This is a genomic window from Nakamurella sp., from assembly GCF_044224575.1.
Taxonomy (GTDB): Bacteria; Actinomycetota; Actinomycetes; order Mycobacteriales; family Nakamurellaceae; genus Nakamurella.
In genome coordinates this window covers 77,722-93,607 of the sequence record NZ_JBGAKE010000017.1, presented here as the reverse complement: position 1 = coordinate 93,607, position 15,886 = coordinate 77,722, and the positions used below count along the sequence as shown (strand labels likewise).

General features: G+C 68.8%; 15 protein-coding genes. 2 read left to right on the top strand and 13 right to left on the bottom strand.

Going from position 1 to position 15,886, the window contains the following annotated elements:
- Nucleotides 1-106: 106 nt before the first annotated feature.
- Both ACILSK_RS18325 and ACILSK_RS18320 read left to right on the top strand, forming a co-directional pair.
- On the top strand, nucleotides 107-697 hold the full coding sequence (locus tag ACILSK_RS18325) for a TIGR03086 family metal-binding protein (RefSeq protein ID WP_395728616.1): 591 nt from the start codon (nucleotides 107-109) through the stop codon (nucleotides 695-697).
- A 311-nt stretch (nucleotides 698-1,008) separates the two neighbouring features.
- Nucleotides 1,009-3,237 carry a heterodisulfide reductase-related iron-sulfur binding cluster gene (locus ACILSK_RS18320; protein ID WP_395728615.1) on the top strand — a complete coding sequence of 743 codons (2,229 nt, stop codon included), beginning with the start codon at nucleotides 1,009-1,011 and terminating at the stop codon, nucleotides 3,235-3,237.
- 96 nt (nucleotides 3,238-3,333) lie between these two features.
- On the opposite strand, the gene ACILSK_RS18315 is transcribed toward ACILSK_RS18320, so the two are convergent.
- The 13 genes from ACILSK_RS18315 to ACILSK_RS18255 form a co-directional block, all read right to left on the bottom strand.
- On the bottom strand, nucleotides 3,334-5,748 hold the full coding sequence (locus ACILSK_RS18315; RefSeq protein WP_395728635.1) for an MMPL family transporter: 2,415 nt from the start codon (nucleotides 5,746-5,748) through the stop codon (nucleotides 3,334-3,336).
- 2 nt (nucleotides 5,749-5,750) lie between these two features.
- On the bottom strand, nucleotides 5,751-6,077 hold the full coding sequence (locus ACILSK_RS18310; protein ID WP_395728614.1) for an antibiotic biosynthesis monooxygenase family protein: 327 nt from the start codon (nucleotides 6,075-6,077) through the stop codon (nucleotides 5,751-5,753).
- Nucleotides 6,077-6,952: an alpha/beta fold hydrolase gene (locus ACILSK_RS18305; protein WP_395728613.1), complete on the bottom strand. Its 876-nt coding sequence runs from the start codon at nucleotides 6,950-6,952 to the stop codon at nucleotides 6,077-6,079. The genes ACILSK_RS18310 and ACILSK_RS18305 overlap by 1 nt, the downstream gene beginning before the upstream one ends.
- 26 nt (nucleotides 6,953-6,978) lie before the next feature.
- Nucleotides 6,979-8,592, bottom strand: coding sequence for an MFS transporter (locus ACILSK_RS18300; RefSeq protein ID WP_395728612.1), 1,614 nt, complete (start codon nucleotides 8,590-8,592; stop codon nucleotides 6,979-6,981).
- An 80-nt stretch (nucleotides 8,593-8,672) separates the two neighbouring features.
- The gene (locus tag ACILSK_RS18295; RefSeq protein ID WP_395728611.1) at nucleotides 8,673-9,884 is read right to left on the bottom strand and encodes an FAD-dependent monooxygenase; all 1,212 of its coding nucleotides are present in this window, start codon (nucleotides 9,882-9,884) and stop codon (nucleotides 8,673-8,675) included.
- On the bottom strand, nucleotides 9,877-10,554 hold the full coding sequence (locus ACILSK_RS18290) for a class I SAM-dependent methyltransferase (RefSeq protein ID WP_395728610.1): 678 nt from the start codon (nucleotides 10,552-10,554) through the stop codon (nucleotides 9,877-9,879). Before ACILSK_RS18290 ends, ACILSK_RS18295 begins: the two co-directional genes overlap by 8 nt.
- Before the next feature lie 114 nt (nucleotides 10,555-10,668).
- On the bottom strand, nucleotides 10,669-11,610 hold the full coding sequence (locus ACILSK_RS18285) for an anthrone oxygenase family protein (RefSeq protein WP_395728609.1): 942 nt from the start codon (nucleotides 11,608-11,610) through the stop codon (nucleotides 10,669-10,671).
- Nucleotides 11,611-11,640: 30 nt separating this feature from the next.
- On the bottom strand, nucleotides 11,641-12,141 hold the full coding sequence (locus ACILSK_RS18280) for a hypothetical protein (RefSeq protein ID WP_395728608.1): 501 nt from the start codon (nucleotides 12,139-12,141) through the stop codon (nucleotides 11,641-11,643).
- A 4-nt stretch (nucleotides 12,142-12,145) separates the two neighbouring features.
- Nucleotides 12,146-13,429, bottom strand: coding sequence for a beta-ketoacyl synthase N-terminal-like domain-containing protein (locus ACILSK_RS18275; RefSeq protein ID WP_395728607.1), 1,284 nt, complete (start codon nucleotides 13,427-13,429; stop codon nucleotides 12,146-12,148).
- Nucleotides 13,426-14,685 carry a beta-ketoacyl-[acyl-carrier-protein] synthase family protein gene (locus ACILSK_RS18270; RefSeq protein WP_395728606.1) on the bottom strand — a complete coding sequence of 420 codons (1,260 nt, stop codon included), beginning with the start codon at nucleotides 14,683-14,685 and terminating at the stop codon, nucleotides 13,426-13,428. The genes ACILSK_RS18275 and ACILSK_RS18270 overlap by 4 nt, the downstream gene beginning before the upstream one ends.
- Entirely contained in the window at nucleotides 14,682-15,104 is a 423-nt protein-coding gene (locus ACILSK_RS18265) for a cupin domain-containing protein (RefSeq protein ID WP_395728605.1), read from the bottom strand. Before ACILSK_RS18265 ends, ACILSK_RS18270 begins: the two co-directional genes overlap by 4 nt.
- A 15-nt stretch (nucleotides 15,105-15,119) precedes the next feature.
- The gene (locus ACILSK_RS18260) at nucleotides 15,120-15,605 is read right to left on the bottom strand and encodes an SRPBCC family protein (RefSeq protein WP_395728634.1); all 486 of its coding nucleotides are present in this window, start codon (nucleotides 15,603-15,605) and stop codon (nucleotides 15,120-15,122) included.
- The gene (locus tag ACILSK_RS18255) at nucleotides 15,602-15,820 is read right to left on the bottom strand and encodes an acyl carrier protein (RefSeq protein WP_395728604.1); all 219 of its coding nucleotides are present in this window, start codon (nucleotides 15,818-15,820) and stop codon (nucleotides 15,602-15,604) included. The genes ACILSK_RS18260 and ACILSK_RS18255 overlap by 4 nt, the downstream gene beginning before the upstream one ends.
- Nucleotides 15,821-15,886 lie beyond the last annotated feature (66 nt).

Sequence of the window (15,886 nt, the reverse complement as noted above, 5' to 3'; positions counted from 1 at the left end):
CGCGACCGTCGACCGCGTGGACCCGCCGGAAGGGGACCGTCCAGTGGCGATCTCGTTGTCAAGATGGGACACCCTTTCGGGTGTTTTGTCCGGATAAAGTGGTGCGATGACATCAACCGGTCGGACCGAAGTACGCGAGCTGTACCGGCGGGCCCAGGACGCGTTCGGGGCCCGCGTGCACGGCGTCGCCGACGACGGGTGGGCGGCGGCCACGCCCTGCGCCGAGTGGGACGTGCGGCAGCTGGTCAACCATCTGTTGGACGAGTTGCGCTGGGCCGTGCCGCTGCTGGCCGGGCGGACGATCGCCGAGGTGGGCGACCGGTTCGAGGGGGACCTGCTCGGCGACGACCAGGCCGGCCGGTGGGACGACGCCGCGCTGGCGGCGCGCGCCGCGGTCGATGACGAGGGCGCGATGGACCGGACGGTGCACCTGTCGTTCGGCGACTTCCCCGGCCGGGAGTACGCCATGCAGTTGTTCGCCGACCTGCTGATCCACGGGTGGGACCTGAGCGTGGCGACCGGGCAGGATCCCCGGCTCGACCCGGAACTCGTCGGGGCCTGCGCCGTGTGGTTCGCCGGCGTTGCCGACGGGTACCGGCAGGCCGGCGCGGTCGGTCCTCGGCTCGACGTGCCGCCTGACGCCGGTCCGCAGGAGCGGCTGCTGGCCGCGTTCGGCCGGTCGGCTCCGGCCGGCTGACGGATCCGATTGTCGCCGGTCGTCGGGCCGGCGCCGCTGGTGCCGGCCTCGGGTGGGCCGGTTCGGGCGGTTCTTCGGGACGGTCCGTACGGCCGGATCGGCGCCGGCCGGCGCCGCGGTCCGGTTCGGCGGGGTGCTGCGGCGGGTTCGACCGGCTGTCCGGGCCGTTTTCGGCGGCTCTGCGCTCCGGGGTGCGTCAAGGAACGCCGCCGAGCCGCGCCGTTCGCGTAGGTTACTGGCCAGTAGCTTGTCGTCCGGGCCTCCGACCGGTGCGATGAGGGCACAGCTCCGCGCAACGGGAGGGTCTGGGTATGACCTGGTGGTCGATCACGTTCGGCGTGGTCGGGTTGGCGTTCCTGATCGTCGGCTTCGGGATGCTGATCCGGGCGGCGGCGCGGATGGTGGCGCATGTGCGGTTGGGGGCGCCGGATCCGCACCGGGCCGGCCCGATCGGGGCGCGACTGCGGACGTTGGTGAAGGAGTTCCTGGGCCACACCCGGATGCTCAAATGGGGCTGGATCGGGGTCGCCCACTGGTTCGTCATGATCGGGTTCGGGGCGCTGTTCCTGACGCTGGTGCAGGCGGCCGGCGAGACGTTCTACCCGCAGTTCGAGATCCCGTGGCTGGGGTACCAGGACTGGTACGGGCTGTTCGTGGAGATCATCGCGACCACGACGGTGCTGGGCATCGGGTACCTGATCACGATCCGGCAGCTCAACCACCCGCGGCGGGCGGACCGCAAGTCCCGGTTCCTGGGGTCGAACTTCGCCCAGGCGTACTTCGTCGAGCTGATCATCCTGGGCGTCGGGTTGTGCATCTTCCTGATCCGCGGGTTCCAGGCGGCGAACGGGTGGTTGCCGTATCCGACGTGGGCGGCGCCGATCTCGACGTGGTTGGGGTCGTGGTTGCCGGCGTGGCCGGCGGCGGTGTCGTTCGTGGCCCTGGTCAAGATCGTCATCTCGATGGTGTGGGCGATCGTGATCGCTCGGAACCTGTCGATGGGCGTGGCCTGGCACCGGTTCCTGGCGTTCTTCAACATCTACTTCAAACGCGAGGACGACGGGTCGACCGCGTTGGGGGCGCTGCGCCCGATGCTGTCCGGCGGTGAGGTGCTGGACCTGGAGGAGGCCGATCCAGAGGTCGACACGTTCGGCGTCGGCAAGGTCGAAGACTTCTCCTGGAAGGGCTGGCTGGACTTCGCCACCTGCACCGAGTGTGGCCGGTGCCAATCGCAGTGCCCGGCGTGGAACACGGCCAAGCCGCTCTCGCCCAAGCTGCTGATCCTGTCGTTGCGCGACCACTCCTTCGCCAAGGCGCCGTACCTGTCGGCCGGCGGCGGCACGACCCCGGACGGGTCTGAGAAGCTCAGTGAAGGTGACCTTGCGGCGTTCGCGCATGCCGACCCGTTGGCGATGCTGGAGGCGGGCCGGCCGCTGGTCGGCGCGCCCGACGTCGACGGCGAGGGCCGTCAGGTCGGTGGGGTGATCGACCCGGGGATCCTGTGGGACTGCACGACCTGCGGGGCGTGCGTGGAGCAGTGCCCGGTCGACATCGAGCATGTCGACCACATCGTCGACATGCGCCGGTATCAGGTGATGATCGAGTCGGAGTTCCCGACCGAGCTGGGTGGGTTGTTCCGGAACCTGGAGAACAAGGGCAACCCGTGGGGGCAGAACAACAAGGACCGCCTCGAGTGGGCCAAGGATCTGCCGTTCGAGGTGCCGGTGGTGACCGACGTCATCGATCCGGATCACGAGTACCTGTTCTGGGTGGGCTGCGCCGGTGCGTTCGACGATAGGGCCAAGAAGACCACCCGGGCAGTGGCCGAGCTGATGCACATGGCCGCCGTCGGGTTCGCGGTGCTGGGCACCGGCGAATCGTGCACGGGTGATCCGGCCCGGCGGGCCGGCAACGAGTTCCTGTTCCAGATGCTGGCCCAGGCGACGGTCGAGACGATCAACGACGCGTTCGGGGACCGGGCCAAACGGAAGATCGTGGTGACCTGCCCGCACTGCTTCAACACGTTGGGCAACGAGTACGGCGACCTGGGCGGGCACTACGAGGTCATCCATCACACCCAGCTGTTGAACAAGCTGGTCCGGGAGCGGCGGCTGATCCCGAAGAAGCCTGCGCAGTCCCGGGACGTCACCTATCACGATCCGTGTTACCTGGGCCGGCACAACAAGGTGTACTCCCCGCCGCGGGAGCTGATCGAAGCCTCCGGTGTCACCCTGTCGGAGATGCCGCGCAACAGTGCCCGGTCGTTCTGCTGCGGGGCGGGGGGCGCGCGGATGTGGATGGAGGAGAAGACCGGAAAGCGGATCAACCTGGAACGCACCGACGAGGCCCTGGCGACCGGTGCCGACACCGTCGTCACCGGGTGCCCGTTCTGCCGCGTCATGCTCACCGACGGCCTGACCGCCCGGCAGAACACCCCCACCGCCGACACCCGCGCCGACGTCGCCGACCGTGACATCTCACGGGTCGAGGTGATGGACGTCGCGCAGATGCTCCTCGCCGGGGTGAAGGGCGACGGCTGATCGGTGGGTGCCGGCCCGCCGAGCCGCCGACAACCTCGACCGGACTCCCGGACGCTGGTGAATGACGGCGGCCCCATCGCTGCTGATCCCCGCGACCTAGCGCTCGAGGCTGTGCCTCCCGGCGGGTTCGGCCGCACTGAACACGAGTTCGTCCTCCCGCGAAGGGTCCATCTCGGCCCGCTCGACGACGGCCACGCCGGCCCGCGTCGACAGCCGGCAGGCGCCGGGCTCGCACGACCCGCCGGATCGCTCGACACATTCGCTGTCCACCGGGATCTCCGACGGGTGCCCGGCCGCTGCGGATGCTGTCGCCGACGCGGGTGGGGTGCCGGCCGCATCTGCTGCCGGTCCGGTCCGCGCCGACACCTTCGGCGCCCGATGCCGTCCCTTGTACAGCGGTGACGGGCCGTACAACGGGGAAGGTTGCACCCGCAGGACCGTCGCCATCCAATTGGGCAACCACCAGTTCCACCGGCCGAAAAGCGAGACCAGCGCGGGCACCAGCAGCGCGCGGACCACCGTGGCATCGAGCAGGATCCCGATGCCGAGTGCCGTCGCGAAAATCTTGACGTCGGTGCCGGGCGCCGACGTCAGCGCCACGAACGCCAGGAACAGGATCAGCGCCGCGCTGGTGACCAGGCGTCCGGTGCGACCCATGCCCTCGATGACGGCACGGTCATTGTCGTGATGGATGTCCCACTCCTCGCGCATCCGAGCCAGGATGAAGACCTCGTAGTCCATCGAAAGACCGAACAGGAAGGCGAAACTCACCAACGGCAACCAGAAGGTGATGGCGCCCGTGGCGTCGATGCCGAAGATGTGTTCGGATCCGTAGCCGTACTGCCAGAACAGGACGACGGCGCCGAATGTCGCACACACCGACAGCAGATTCAGCAGCACGGCCTTGATGGGCAGCAGGACCGAACGGAACGTTCGCATCAGCTGGATCGAGGTGGCGAGCACGATCAGGGCCAGCGCGATCGGAAAGCTCCGGTACACCGCGTTGATGTAGTCCTGCACCATTGCGCCCTGGCCCGCCGCGCCGACCACGCCGGGGAGTCCGGAGACGGCGTCGTCGATCCGCTGCACGATGTCGCCAGCCGCGCTGTCGACCGTCTCCTCGGTGGGAATGACCGTCACGATCGCCGCGTTCCCGACCCGCCAGATGGCGTTGTCCGGCGCGAACGCGGCGGCCACCCCGTCGACCTGCCGGGCAGCGGCGGCAACGGCGTCGGGATCTCCGCCGTCCATCAGAATCTCGATCGGTGTCACCGACCCAGCCGGCGCTCCACCGGCTTTCACGTCGAGCAACGTCTCGTACGCCGGGCCGCCGACCGCCAGGGATTCGGTACGCGCGGCACCGATCTTGATGTTCAGCAACGGGATCGTCAGCAGGGCCAGGATGAGCGTCGCCCCGGCGGCGGCGAGCCAGCGGTGCCGCACCACACCGGTCGTCCACCGCAGCCATGACCGCGACGCCTGGTTCTCGTTGCGAATGCGCGGGAAGTCGATCCGCGGTCCGACACCGCCGAGCAGGGCCGGCAGCAGGGTGAGCACGACCAACGTGCTGATCAGCGGGATCAGCATGCCGGCGAAGCCCATGCTGCGCATGAACGGCACCGGGATGGCGACCAGCGCCATCAGGCTGATGCCGACCGTGACCCCACTGGACAGCACCGCGTGCCCGGCGGTCTGGACGGCGATCCGCACCGCCTCGGCATTGTCGTGCCCGTGCGCACGCTCCTCGCGCCACCTGGTCACCAGCAGCAACGAGTAGTCGATCGCCACGCCCAGGCCCACCAGCGAGATGAGGAACTGGACGACGAAGCTGACCTCGGTGAATGTGGTCAGGCAGAGCACGACCAGGAACGTGGACAGGATCGACACGCCGGCGATGAGCAACGGCACCAGCGCGAGGAACGAGGCGAACACGAAGATCAGCACCAGCAGCGCGCCGACCGCCCCGATCAGCGTCTCGACCAGGACGTTCGGGCCATCGGCCGCGGAGCCGGCCGACAGCATGGTGTAGCCGGTCAGGCCGACCTCGAAGCCCGCCTGCTGGCCGAGCTGGGCGAGCACCGGCGCGACCTGACGTTCAACGCCGGGTCCAAGGCCCGCGGGCGATGGTGTGAAGACGAGTGCGTGCGCACTCCGGCCGTCGCCGGACACGAAGGTCGGGTCCTTGGTCAGGCCGTAGTCGACCACGCGAATCCCGGGAACCGCATTCTGTAGCCCGGTGAACAACCGGTCGATCTCGTCGAGGTGCTCGTCGACCGTGGTCCCCTCGGGCACGGTGACCACCGCGATCAACGGCGGCACGGTGCCGCCGTTGCCGTAGATCTCGTTGATCTTGACGTCGGTCTCGTACCCCGGCTGGTCGGGCAGCGAGAAGTCGTAGGTCAGGGAGTCGGTGGCCTTGCCGGCGAGCAGTCCGCCAACGACCAGCATGATCCCCCAGAACACGTAGATCCAGCGACGCCGGCGGACGGCGAGATCGGCCAGTGCCCGCATGGTCAAGTCCCCGAACGTGCCGTGGTCTCGGCCCGGACGACGTACTGCAGCGACCGCGCGGTCGCGATGCACGCACGAAGCGGGGCCGCCACCGTCCGGTGGTCCGGACTGCGTTCCCAGGCGCGGAAGTCGTCGATGGTGCGCCATTCACTGGTGATCAGCCATTCGTCCGGATGGTCCGGGGACTGGCAGACCTGGTCGATCAGGTGGCCCGTCACGCCACGCGCCACCTCGTGCCGGATCTGCTCGTACGCCTCGATGAACCGCTCGGTGGACCCCGGCTTGAGGGTGATCACGAACACCACCCGGCCCCGCCCTTCCGCGTCCATCACGCCACCTGCTCGCCGGCGACGATGGTCCCGTCCACCCGGCACAGAAAGGCCGCAATGTCCTTCGCCAGGCCCGCCGGATCCATCAACGGAAGCGCGTGTTCCGCCCGCTCGAGCACCAGCAGCTCGGTCTGCGGGACCCAATCGCTCAGCACCTCGTGGACCAGCTCGGCCCGCCCGGGGCTGTTCACGCCCAGCACCGACAGCACCGGCTGATCGATCCGCGCTGCGTCCTGCGGGGTGAACGACCACGCGAAGGCGGATGGCATCTCGATCTGCAAGAAAGTGTCCGCGTCGAGCACGGCCTGCTCGAACTCGCCCGTGGTGGTCAGGAAGTCGAGAACCGCACGGACCGAATCGCCCGCCCGGCCCTCGAGAAACGCCAGCAGCGCGGCCCGCCGGTCGCCGGTCGCGGCGATCCGCAACACCGTGTCGAACTCGCTGAGGAACTCCGCCTGGGAGACCGCCATCGCCGGGTCATGCTCGGCCTCCACCTTGACGATCTGGCCCATCAGCGCCGGTTCCAGCAGGGTCAGACTCCGGACAAGGTCCGGTCGGGCGAGACAGACCGCGATGGCGATGGCCCCGCCGAGCGAATGCCCGACGAGGTGCACCGGCCCGAGCCGCAGATGCTCGACGAGGGCGATCGCGTCGACCGCCTGGGTCTCGATGCTGGTCGGACGGCCCGTCCTGGTGCTGCCGGCGAAGCCGCGGCGGTGGTAGTTGACCACCAGATGACGCTCGGTGAGCCCGGCCTGGTTGGCCAGCGGACGGTTCTCGTCGGCCAGCAGTCCGCCGTGCAGCAGGAGGACCGGCACGCCTGATCCGGAGATCTCGTACTCGAGATCCACGCCGTTGACCTGAGCTGTCTGCATGATTTTTCCCTTTCGGTCGTGAGTGTTCAGGACCGCGACAGTGCGGTCTGCGGTTCGCTGCTCGCTTGCGTATGACGGCCGGTCCGGCCGCCGTGCCGGCCGACGGTCACGGTCGGCGCCCGGTGCCGGCCGATGTAGCGGGGGGGCATGTCCAGGTCGGCGACATCCGGCGTGGCCGGGCCGCGGGCCAGTACCAGGAACAGGATGCCGACCGCGAGCGCGGCAATGCCGGCAACAAGGAAGACCATGTCGAGCCCGTCGGCGAAGGCGGTGTGCATGGCCTGCTCGGCCGGTCCCCGGGACTGGGCCGGCACTGACGCCAGAATCTGGGCGGTGCCACCCGCCGCAATGCCCTGCGCGGTCTGGGCCGCCTGGGGGGCGCCGGCGTCGGTCAACGAGGTGGTGGCCGCCGACTGGAAGACGGTTCCCAGCAGTGCGACGCCGAACGCCAGGCCGAGCTGTCGGCCGGTGTTGACCAGGCCCGATGCCATGCCACTGCGGGAGGCGGGCACCGAGCCGAGCGCCGCCGCCGCAATCAGCGGCGACGCGAGGCCGACGCCGACACCCGTGACGATCTGTCCGGGAATCATTGCCTGCCAGGTGTATGCGACGCCGAGCATCCGCATCATCAGCGCGCCGACGCCGATCAGGATGACAGCGGCACCGATCACCCACGTCGGTGATGTGTCCTTGAGGAGCTTGCCGGTCACCCCGGACACGACGAACGCGGTGATGGTCAGCGGCAGGAAGGAAAGGCCCGCCTCGACCGGCGTCATTTCGTTGACGGTCTGCAACCAGATCGACAGCAGGGCGAAGTAGCCGAACGCCGAGAACGAGAGCGCCGCGGCCGACAGATTCACCCCGAGGAACCTGGGCCGGCGTAGCAGGCGCAGATCGATGAGCGGTTCCTCGGACAGGAATTCGATGAGCGCGAAGAGCAGGAACGCGGCGCCGCCGAGCCCCAGCGCGATGACGGTACCGAGGTCCTCCCACCCGTCCTCGCCGGCGCGGATCATGCCGTAGGTGACTGCCCCGGCGGCGACGATGAAGGTCACCATGCCGGCGAAGTCGAGACGGATCTGCCGAGGCTCCTCGGCGCGGAACGCGACCAGCGAGAGGACGACGGCGGCCACCGTGATCGGCAGATTGACGAAGAAGATCCAGCGCCAGGAGACGAACTCCACCAGGACCCCGCCGAGGACCACCCCGAGCCCGGCCGCGGCCCCGCTGACCGCGCCCCAGATGCCATAGGCCACGCCCCGGTCCTTGCCCAGGTAGGACATGTTGAGCAGGGCGATCGTGGTGGCGAACATGGCGGCCCCGCCGGCTCCCTGGACCCCGCGGGCGATGACCAGTTCCAGGGCGTTCTGAGCCAGCCCGCAGGCCATCGACGACACCGCGAAGATCACCAGGCCGGCAATGTAGACGCGGCGCCGTCCCCAGGCGTCCGCCAGTGAACCGGTGGCGAGCAACAACGTCGCCAGGACCAGCGCATAGATGTCGATCACCCATTGCAGATCCGAGAAACTCGCCCCCAGATCGCTGGAGATGTCCGGCAACGCGACGTTGACGATCGTGATGTCCACCAGCAGCATCAGTGTGCCCAGACACACCGCCATCAGCGGCGTCCACTTCCGCATGGTCCCCCCTGCGACATAAGAGTTCTGACGAGAAATCCGGAGCGTTCGATCCTGACGGCCGGCGACCGACCGGATGTGGCTCAGCCGTCGTACAACCGTGCCCCGCCGGCCAGGGCGAGCTCCTGCTGGCGCCGGGCGGGACCACCGAGTACCGGGCGCAGCAATGCGTCCCGGACCGCGCAGGCCGTGGCTGCCTGGATCCGTCCCAGGTTGCCGATCCGTCGGGCCCGCATCGTCAGGCCGCTGGTGCGGGAATGACGTTGCGCCTCGTACTGCTTCAGCGCACTCACCGGATCGGCGTCCGAGCGCAGGCTTCGGGCCAGCACGGCCGCGTCCTCGATGGCCTGGCAGGCGCCCTGTCCGACGTTGAAGGTCATCGGATGGACGGCGTCACCCAGGAGCGTCGCCCGTCCGGCCGACCACGGCCGGACCGGGTCACGATCGTAGATGCTCGAGCGGACGATCGAGTCTTCTGCCGAGGCCTCGATGAGGCCGGCGACCGGGCCCGCCCATCGCCCGAAGGTGTCCAGGAGCGCCGACTTCGATACGCCGGAACGAGTTCTCCCGTCGCCCAGTTCATTCACGACCGCGAACCAGTATGCCTGGTCCGGAGCGACCCGGTAGTAGCCGAAACGGGCTCCTCTGCCCCACATCTGCACGAAGATGTGCGGCGGCACGGGGGGACCGGGGGAGACGATGCCGCGGTACACGACGTATCCGGCGAAGCGTGGCTCCGCGGACGGCAGCACGGCATCCCGGACTCGGGAGCGCAGGCCGTCCGCGCCGACCAGAACGTCGCCGGACACCCGCCGGCCATCCGCGAAGCGGGCGGTCACCGCGCCCTCGGATTCCTCCATCCCCAGGTACTCCGAGCCGAAGTTCAGCTCACCGCCGACCTTCTCGCGCAGCACACGATGGAGCTCGGATCGGCGGATGCTGATGCTGGGAGCACCGATCCGTCGACCCATGTCCCCGATCGGCCACCGGGCGATCACGCGCCCGCGGGCGGTCCGGTTCTCGAAGGACTCCAGCGGAGAACCGGCGGCGAGTACCCGGTCGAGCAATCCCAACTCCTCGAGCACCCGGGTGGCGTTCGACCACACGGTGATCCCGGTGCCGGCCGTCACCCGCGCGGAGTCGGCGGGATCGCGTTCGAAAACGGGAGCCTCGATGCCGGCGGCCCGCAGGGCGAGCGCGGCGGTGAGCCCACCGATGCCGCCGCCGACAATGATCGCGCGTCGACTCGTCGGCCCTCCTCGGGTGGGTGCGACCCCGTCGATTGGTTCAGGCATAGCCGACGAAGACGGCGATCGTGCCGCAGACGGTGAGCGAGTATCGGTCGAAGCTGGCGGCAAGCATCTCCTCGAGCGGCCCGGCGTCGTCGTTGCGATTCCCCATCACGCCCTTGCGGTTGAGGAACCACAACAGCGCCTTCGACCACGGCGTGTGCCGCACGCCCTTGCCCAGGATCGTCGTACCGAAAAGGGATCCGCCCGGGCGCAGGAACTCTCGCAGCCGTTGAACGACGATAACCTTGTCGGCCATCTCGCCCGGCAGGCAATGCAGGACGTGGGTCATCCCGATCGAATCGAAGGTGCCCAGGTCGACATCCAGCGGCTGAAGCAGATCGGCCTGGCACCGCCTCGGTCGATACCGCGCGATCCGGGTGGATGCCGCGTCCAGCACGTTCCGATTGACGTCCAGAAGTGTGATCTCGGGTGCGCCGGTGGGGAATCGACAGTGATCGAGCAGGTAACCGGTGGCCGGTCCGACGTCCAGATGTCTAGCGCCCACGTGCGTGTCGTACAGGCGTTGGATCGATGCGGTCGGCATCCGCCACACCGCACGGTTCACGATCTTCAGGACCAGACGATCGTAGACGTGCGCCAGGAATCCCGGTGTGTAGTCCGCCTGGCCACGATAGCCAGGGTCGTCCGGCGTCAGGCCACCGTGCTCGACCAAGGTTGATTGAACCAACAGGCCGTCCGTGCTCGACTCAGTCCCGCTCATCACTTGCCTTCCGACGACACTCGTGGACCCCTTGGATGGATTGCGCGATAGCTCGGATCGTCGACCTCATGACACCGTCAACAGACAACTCGCCAGCAGCAGGAAGGCCACCACCGCCGCGGTGGTCCGAACGGTGTGCACCCGCATCCAGCGGTCGCGCACCTGGTCCCATTCGACCGGCGGATCCGCAGCGTCCCACCGGGCGATGCGCCGGTTCATCGGAACGCTGAAGCCGACGGAGACGACGATCACCGTCAGGGCGGCCAGCACGGCAAGGCCGGCGTGCACAACGGCCCACAGCGGCCCGGTCGGCCACAGGATGAACAGGTAGCCGGCCGACATCAGGACGGTCAGCAACGTGATGCCGGTCATGTACCGCGTGGCCATGAGGGCGATGCGCTGATGCGCCTCGACGTAGGTGGAGCCGCCGACAGTCAACGTCGCCCGGCCGACGACCGCGTACATGAACGCCAGGCCTCCGGCGTTCAGACCGGACACGAGCACCGACAGACCCAGCCACGACGGGCCGATCACAGCTGGTTCGGTCACCACCACGCCGACCACGACCACGACCACGAAGCTCACCAAGGCCGCCACCGTGCGCCAGGCGTGAAAGCGATTGAACCGGTCCCGCTCGGCCGCCCAGTCAGCCGGCGGGCTGGTGGCGTCCCAGCGAGCGATGATCTTGTTGATGGGCTTGTTGCCGATTCGGGTGATGACGATGACGATCACGAAGCCGAGGGCCACCAGGGCGACCCAGGCCGGCGAGACCGTCGTGTCCTGAACCACCATCGCCACGCCGAGTGGCACCGTGGCGATCAGCGACGCACAGACCACGATGGGCATCAGCGGGTCGGCCTTGCGGTACAACGCCTGGTGCACGCGGACGAAGGTGCCCGACGACAGCTTCGGTGTCGCAGTGGCAACGGCAAAGCCCATGAATGCGAGCCCACCTGCGGTCAGTCCGACCAGGACGACGCTCACGAACAGCAATATTGCGGTCAGCATTTCTCTCCTCCAGCGTCTGTCGGCGGCCGTTCAGTTCGGAAGCTCGGCGGGCCGGGTGGCCAACTCCCGCAGCCGGCCCATCGCCTCCGGGGAGCCGACGACAGCGGCACAGCCACGTTCGTCGACGATCCCCAGGGCCGGCGCCTCGTCGGCCGCGGAGTAACCGAGGGGGGTGGTGACCCGACCTTCCCAGTCCAGGCCGAGACGCAGTCGCGACGCGCTGTCGTCCGGCAGTCCCGCCGCGGCGAGCCGGGCCTGCAACTGCTTGCGTTGGCCGGCCAGCCCGTTGCGGATCTCCCGTTCGGCGAGTCTGCGGACCAGCCGCGGAACCCCGACCAGGTGCGCGACCTGCACCAATGGAATGCCGGCCAGCGCTGGATCCTCCAGGATGCGGGCGGCGACCGTCCGGGCCGCCGGTCCGGACTTCTGATTCGCCAGCAGCAGGATCGTTCGACGCCCCGACTCTGCGAAAGACAGGGTGGCGCCATCGGTCGTCGGCAGCGTCACCGCCGCCAGGTTGATCACGGTCATGCGGTCAGACCTCCTCGAGGTGGTTGGAAAGGGTGGCTGGTCGGTCGGTTTCGGGTCGAACACGCCGGATGATCATTGAGCTGTTGAATCCGCCGATTCCCCGTGCGTTGACCATCGCGGTGTCGACCGCGGCCCGGCGGTGTCGCCTGACCAGATCGAGGTCGCACCCGGAGAAGGGAGTGTCCAGGTTGCCCACGGCGGGGATCACTCCGGTGCGGATGGACAGCACGGCGTTCACCACCGCCAGGGCCGAACCTCCGGCGGACAGCCGACCGATCCAGCCTTGCGGCGCAGTCACCGGCACCGGAACGGCGCGCTTCCCGAACACGTCGGTCAGGGCCGACGCCTCGAGCCGGTCGAGCTCCGGATCGCCGGCCCCGTCGGCAATGACGACGTCGATGTCCTCCGGCCCCAGACCGGCGTCGTCGAGGGCCCGGCGCATCGCTGCGGCGAAGAATCGGGCGTCCGGGGGTGCCGCCCGGTGATCGTGCGCGTCGTGCGTGGCGCCGTATCCGACGATCTCGCCGTACACCTGTGGTGCTTGACGGTCCGCGGCCCGCCCGGCGTCCTCCACCAGCAGGATCGCGCCGCCCTCGCCGGGCACGTAGCCTGTCGCGGCCGCGTCGAAGGGCTTGTAGGCCCGGTCGGGTTCGTGTTCGGCGGAGAGCCGGCCCGAGGTCATCTGGCAGGTCAACGCGTACGGGGTGAGCCCGGCCTCGGTGGCGCCGGCGAGCACCGCACCGGTGCCCCGCCGAATGATTCGCCGCGCCTGGGCCAGGCTGTCCAGACCACCGGCAGCCTCGGCGACGAGCACGCCGGACGGTCCCTTGGTGCGGTGCCGGATCGACGCCTGTCCGGTGCTCGCCGCATAGAACCAGGCGATCGATTGGTAGGCACTCACCGCCTCGGGGCCCTGAGTCCACAGGGCGGAGATCTCCCGCTGACCGAACTCGTTTCCGCCCGAGCCGGCAGCGAACACCACTGCGGTTCCGTAAGGGTCGCGGCCGGGTTCGGCCGGATCGAACCGCCCATCGGCGAGGGCCAGGCCGGTCGCCGCCAGGGCGAAATGCGTCCACCGATCGGTCTGGACGAGGATTCGGTCGTCGATGTAGTCGGCGGCGACGAAGTCGTCCACCTGACCGGCCAGGGTGGTGCGGTAGCCGCTGGCGTCGAACAGCTTGATGGGCGTCACGCACTGCCGGCCGGCAATCGTGGCCGCCCAGTGGTCCTCGAACCCGATCCCGCTCGGTGCGACGACCCCGATCCCGGTGATGACCGCTCGCGTCATCGTTTCCCTCCGTTGTGCAGGACGATGGCCGACTGGAATCCACCGAATCCGCTCCCGACCGACAGAACCGTGTTCACCGTGGCTTCGCGCGCGACCTTGGGGACGTAGTCCAGATCGCATTCCGGATCGGGCTGCTCGTAGTTCGCGGTCGGTGGAACGACGTCGTGCTCGATGCTCAGCGCGCAGGCGGCAATCTCGATCGCGCCGATGGCACCGAGCGAGTGGCCGACCATGGACTTGATCGAACTGATCGGCACGTCGTAGGCATGGTGTCCGAGACTCCTTTTGAACGCCGCGGTCTCGTGCCGGTCATTCTGCCGGGTGCCCGAGCCGTGGGCATTGACGTATCCCACCGCCGTCGGGTGCAGGCGCGCCTGGCCCAGCGCGGCGTCGATCGCCTGCGACATCTCGACCCCGTCGGGACGCAGCCCGGTCATGTGGAAGGCATTGCAGCGCGACGCGTAACCGCACACCTCCGCGTAGATATGTGCACCCCGCCGAACCGCCGCTTCGAACTCCTCGAGCACCAGGACCGCTGCCCCCTCTCCCAGCACGAACCCGTCGCGGGTGAGATCGAACGGGCGCGAGGCACTTTCGGGGCAGTCGTTGCGCGCGGTGGTGGCGCGGATCGCATCGAAGCAGGCAACCGAGATCGGCGAGATCGGTGCATCGGACGCACCGGCGATCACCACGTCCGCTTCGCCGTCCTGGATCAGCTGATGACCGTAGCCGACGGCGTCGATCCCGGACGTGCAACCGGTGGACACGACGGTGGCCGGACCGTGGGCGCCGAACTGGCGGGCCACCTCCGTCGCCGCCGAGCTGGGCACCAGGGCGTGGGCCAGGAATGACGACGCATAGGTCGGGTCCACCAACCAGTTCCGGCCGCCGTCCGACACGTTCACGAACTCGTCCTCCAGGCGCATGGTCGCGCCGACGGCGCTGCCGACGCAGACACCTACCCGGCCCCGATCGTCGCCGTCCATGGCCAGCCCGCTGTCGGCCACCGCCTCGCGGGCCGCGACCAGAGCGAACTGGATGAAGCGATCGTTGCGATGCACCTGTTGGCGGGTCAGCCCGGACGCGATCGGGTCGAAGTCGCATTCGGCCGCGACCTGCGAGCGGAACCGGCTCGGATCGAACATCGAGATCCGGCGGGTGGCCGTACGGCCCTCGGTGAGCCGCTCCCAAAATGCCTCGCGTCCTTGTCCTCCCGGGGCGACGACGCCGATTCCGGTGATCGCGGTGCGCCTCACGGGGCCGATCCCGGGCCGGCCGCGGGCTCATCCGGCAGCGATTCGGTGTCCACGTGTCCGAGATCTGGTCGCGGCGCCAGCGGGCTCAGATGGAAAACGCCGACGGCGACCTCCGGCCCGTCGTTGCGCAGCCGGTGGCGTACTCCGATCGGGATGAATAGTCCGGACCCGCCGGCCAGCTCGGACTCCTGCCCGTCGAGCCGGACCGTGATCCGCCCACTCACCAGGTAGAGGAACTCCTCCGAGTAAGGGTGGTAATGCTCGGTGACGACCTCGCCGGGACCGATGGTCACGGTGCCCATGAAGCCGGAGGTCGAGCCGACGGTGGCCGGCGACAACACCGTGCGGATGTCGCCGCCGCGACGCCGGTTGGCGGGAAGATCGGCCGCTCGAACGATACGGCTCAGTGCGGTGGTCATGTCGGTGTTCCTCTCTCAGCCGGCCGGACGGGCGTGGCGCCCATAGAGGCGGTCGCCGGCGAGCCGCTCCACCTCGTCCCTGATGTGGGCCTGCTGAACCGACGTGTTGCGGTTGATCCGATCGGTCATGGCGGCGTCGTCCACCGGGGAGTCCGCACGCATCGCGAATTCCTGGATCCAACGCATCAGGGTCCCGCCGTCGACCGGTTCGTAGGTCCAGGTGATGTCCATGCGCTCGAACCATCCCGGCTCTATGCGCCGGGCGGTGACTGTCCGGCGCTCCGCGTCCAGCGTTCGCTCGGAGACCCACGACCAGGTGTTTCCGTTCTCGTCGGGGTGCATGGTGAGCCGGAACCGGAAGGTCGCACCGTCCTGTTCCAGGATGTCGACGGAGGCGTACTCGGTGAACAGCGTCGGCCAGCGGCCCAGATCGTTGGTCAGTTCCCACACGTCGGCCAGGTCCGCGGCGATGACGACCGCATTGTCGGTGCGGCTCATCAGGCGGCCGTCGCGGTGGAGTCGACGGCGTCGACGATCTCGCCCAACGTGTAGCTCTGGGCCCGGTCGTCGGGGAGTTCCACTCCGAACCGGCGCTTGAGCTCGCCCTGCAATTGCAGGAAGGCCAGCGAGTCGAGGTCGAGGTCGATGAACAGCAGCTCCCGACGATCGGTGCGCTGATGGGCCGGCAGGCCGGCCTTCTGGCTCAGCAGATCCATGAGGTCAGACATGGTGAATGGCACGGACATTCCTTCCTTCGGGCGGGCGAGGGTGGCCGGATCTCG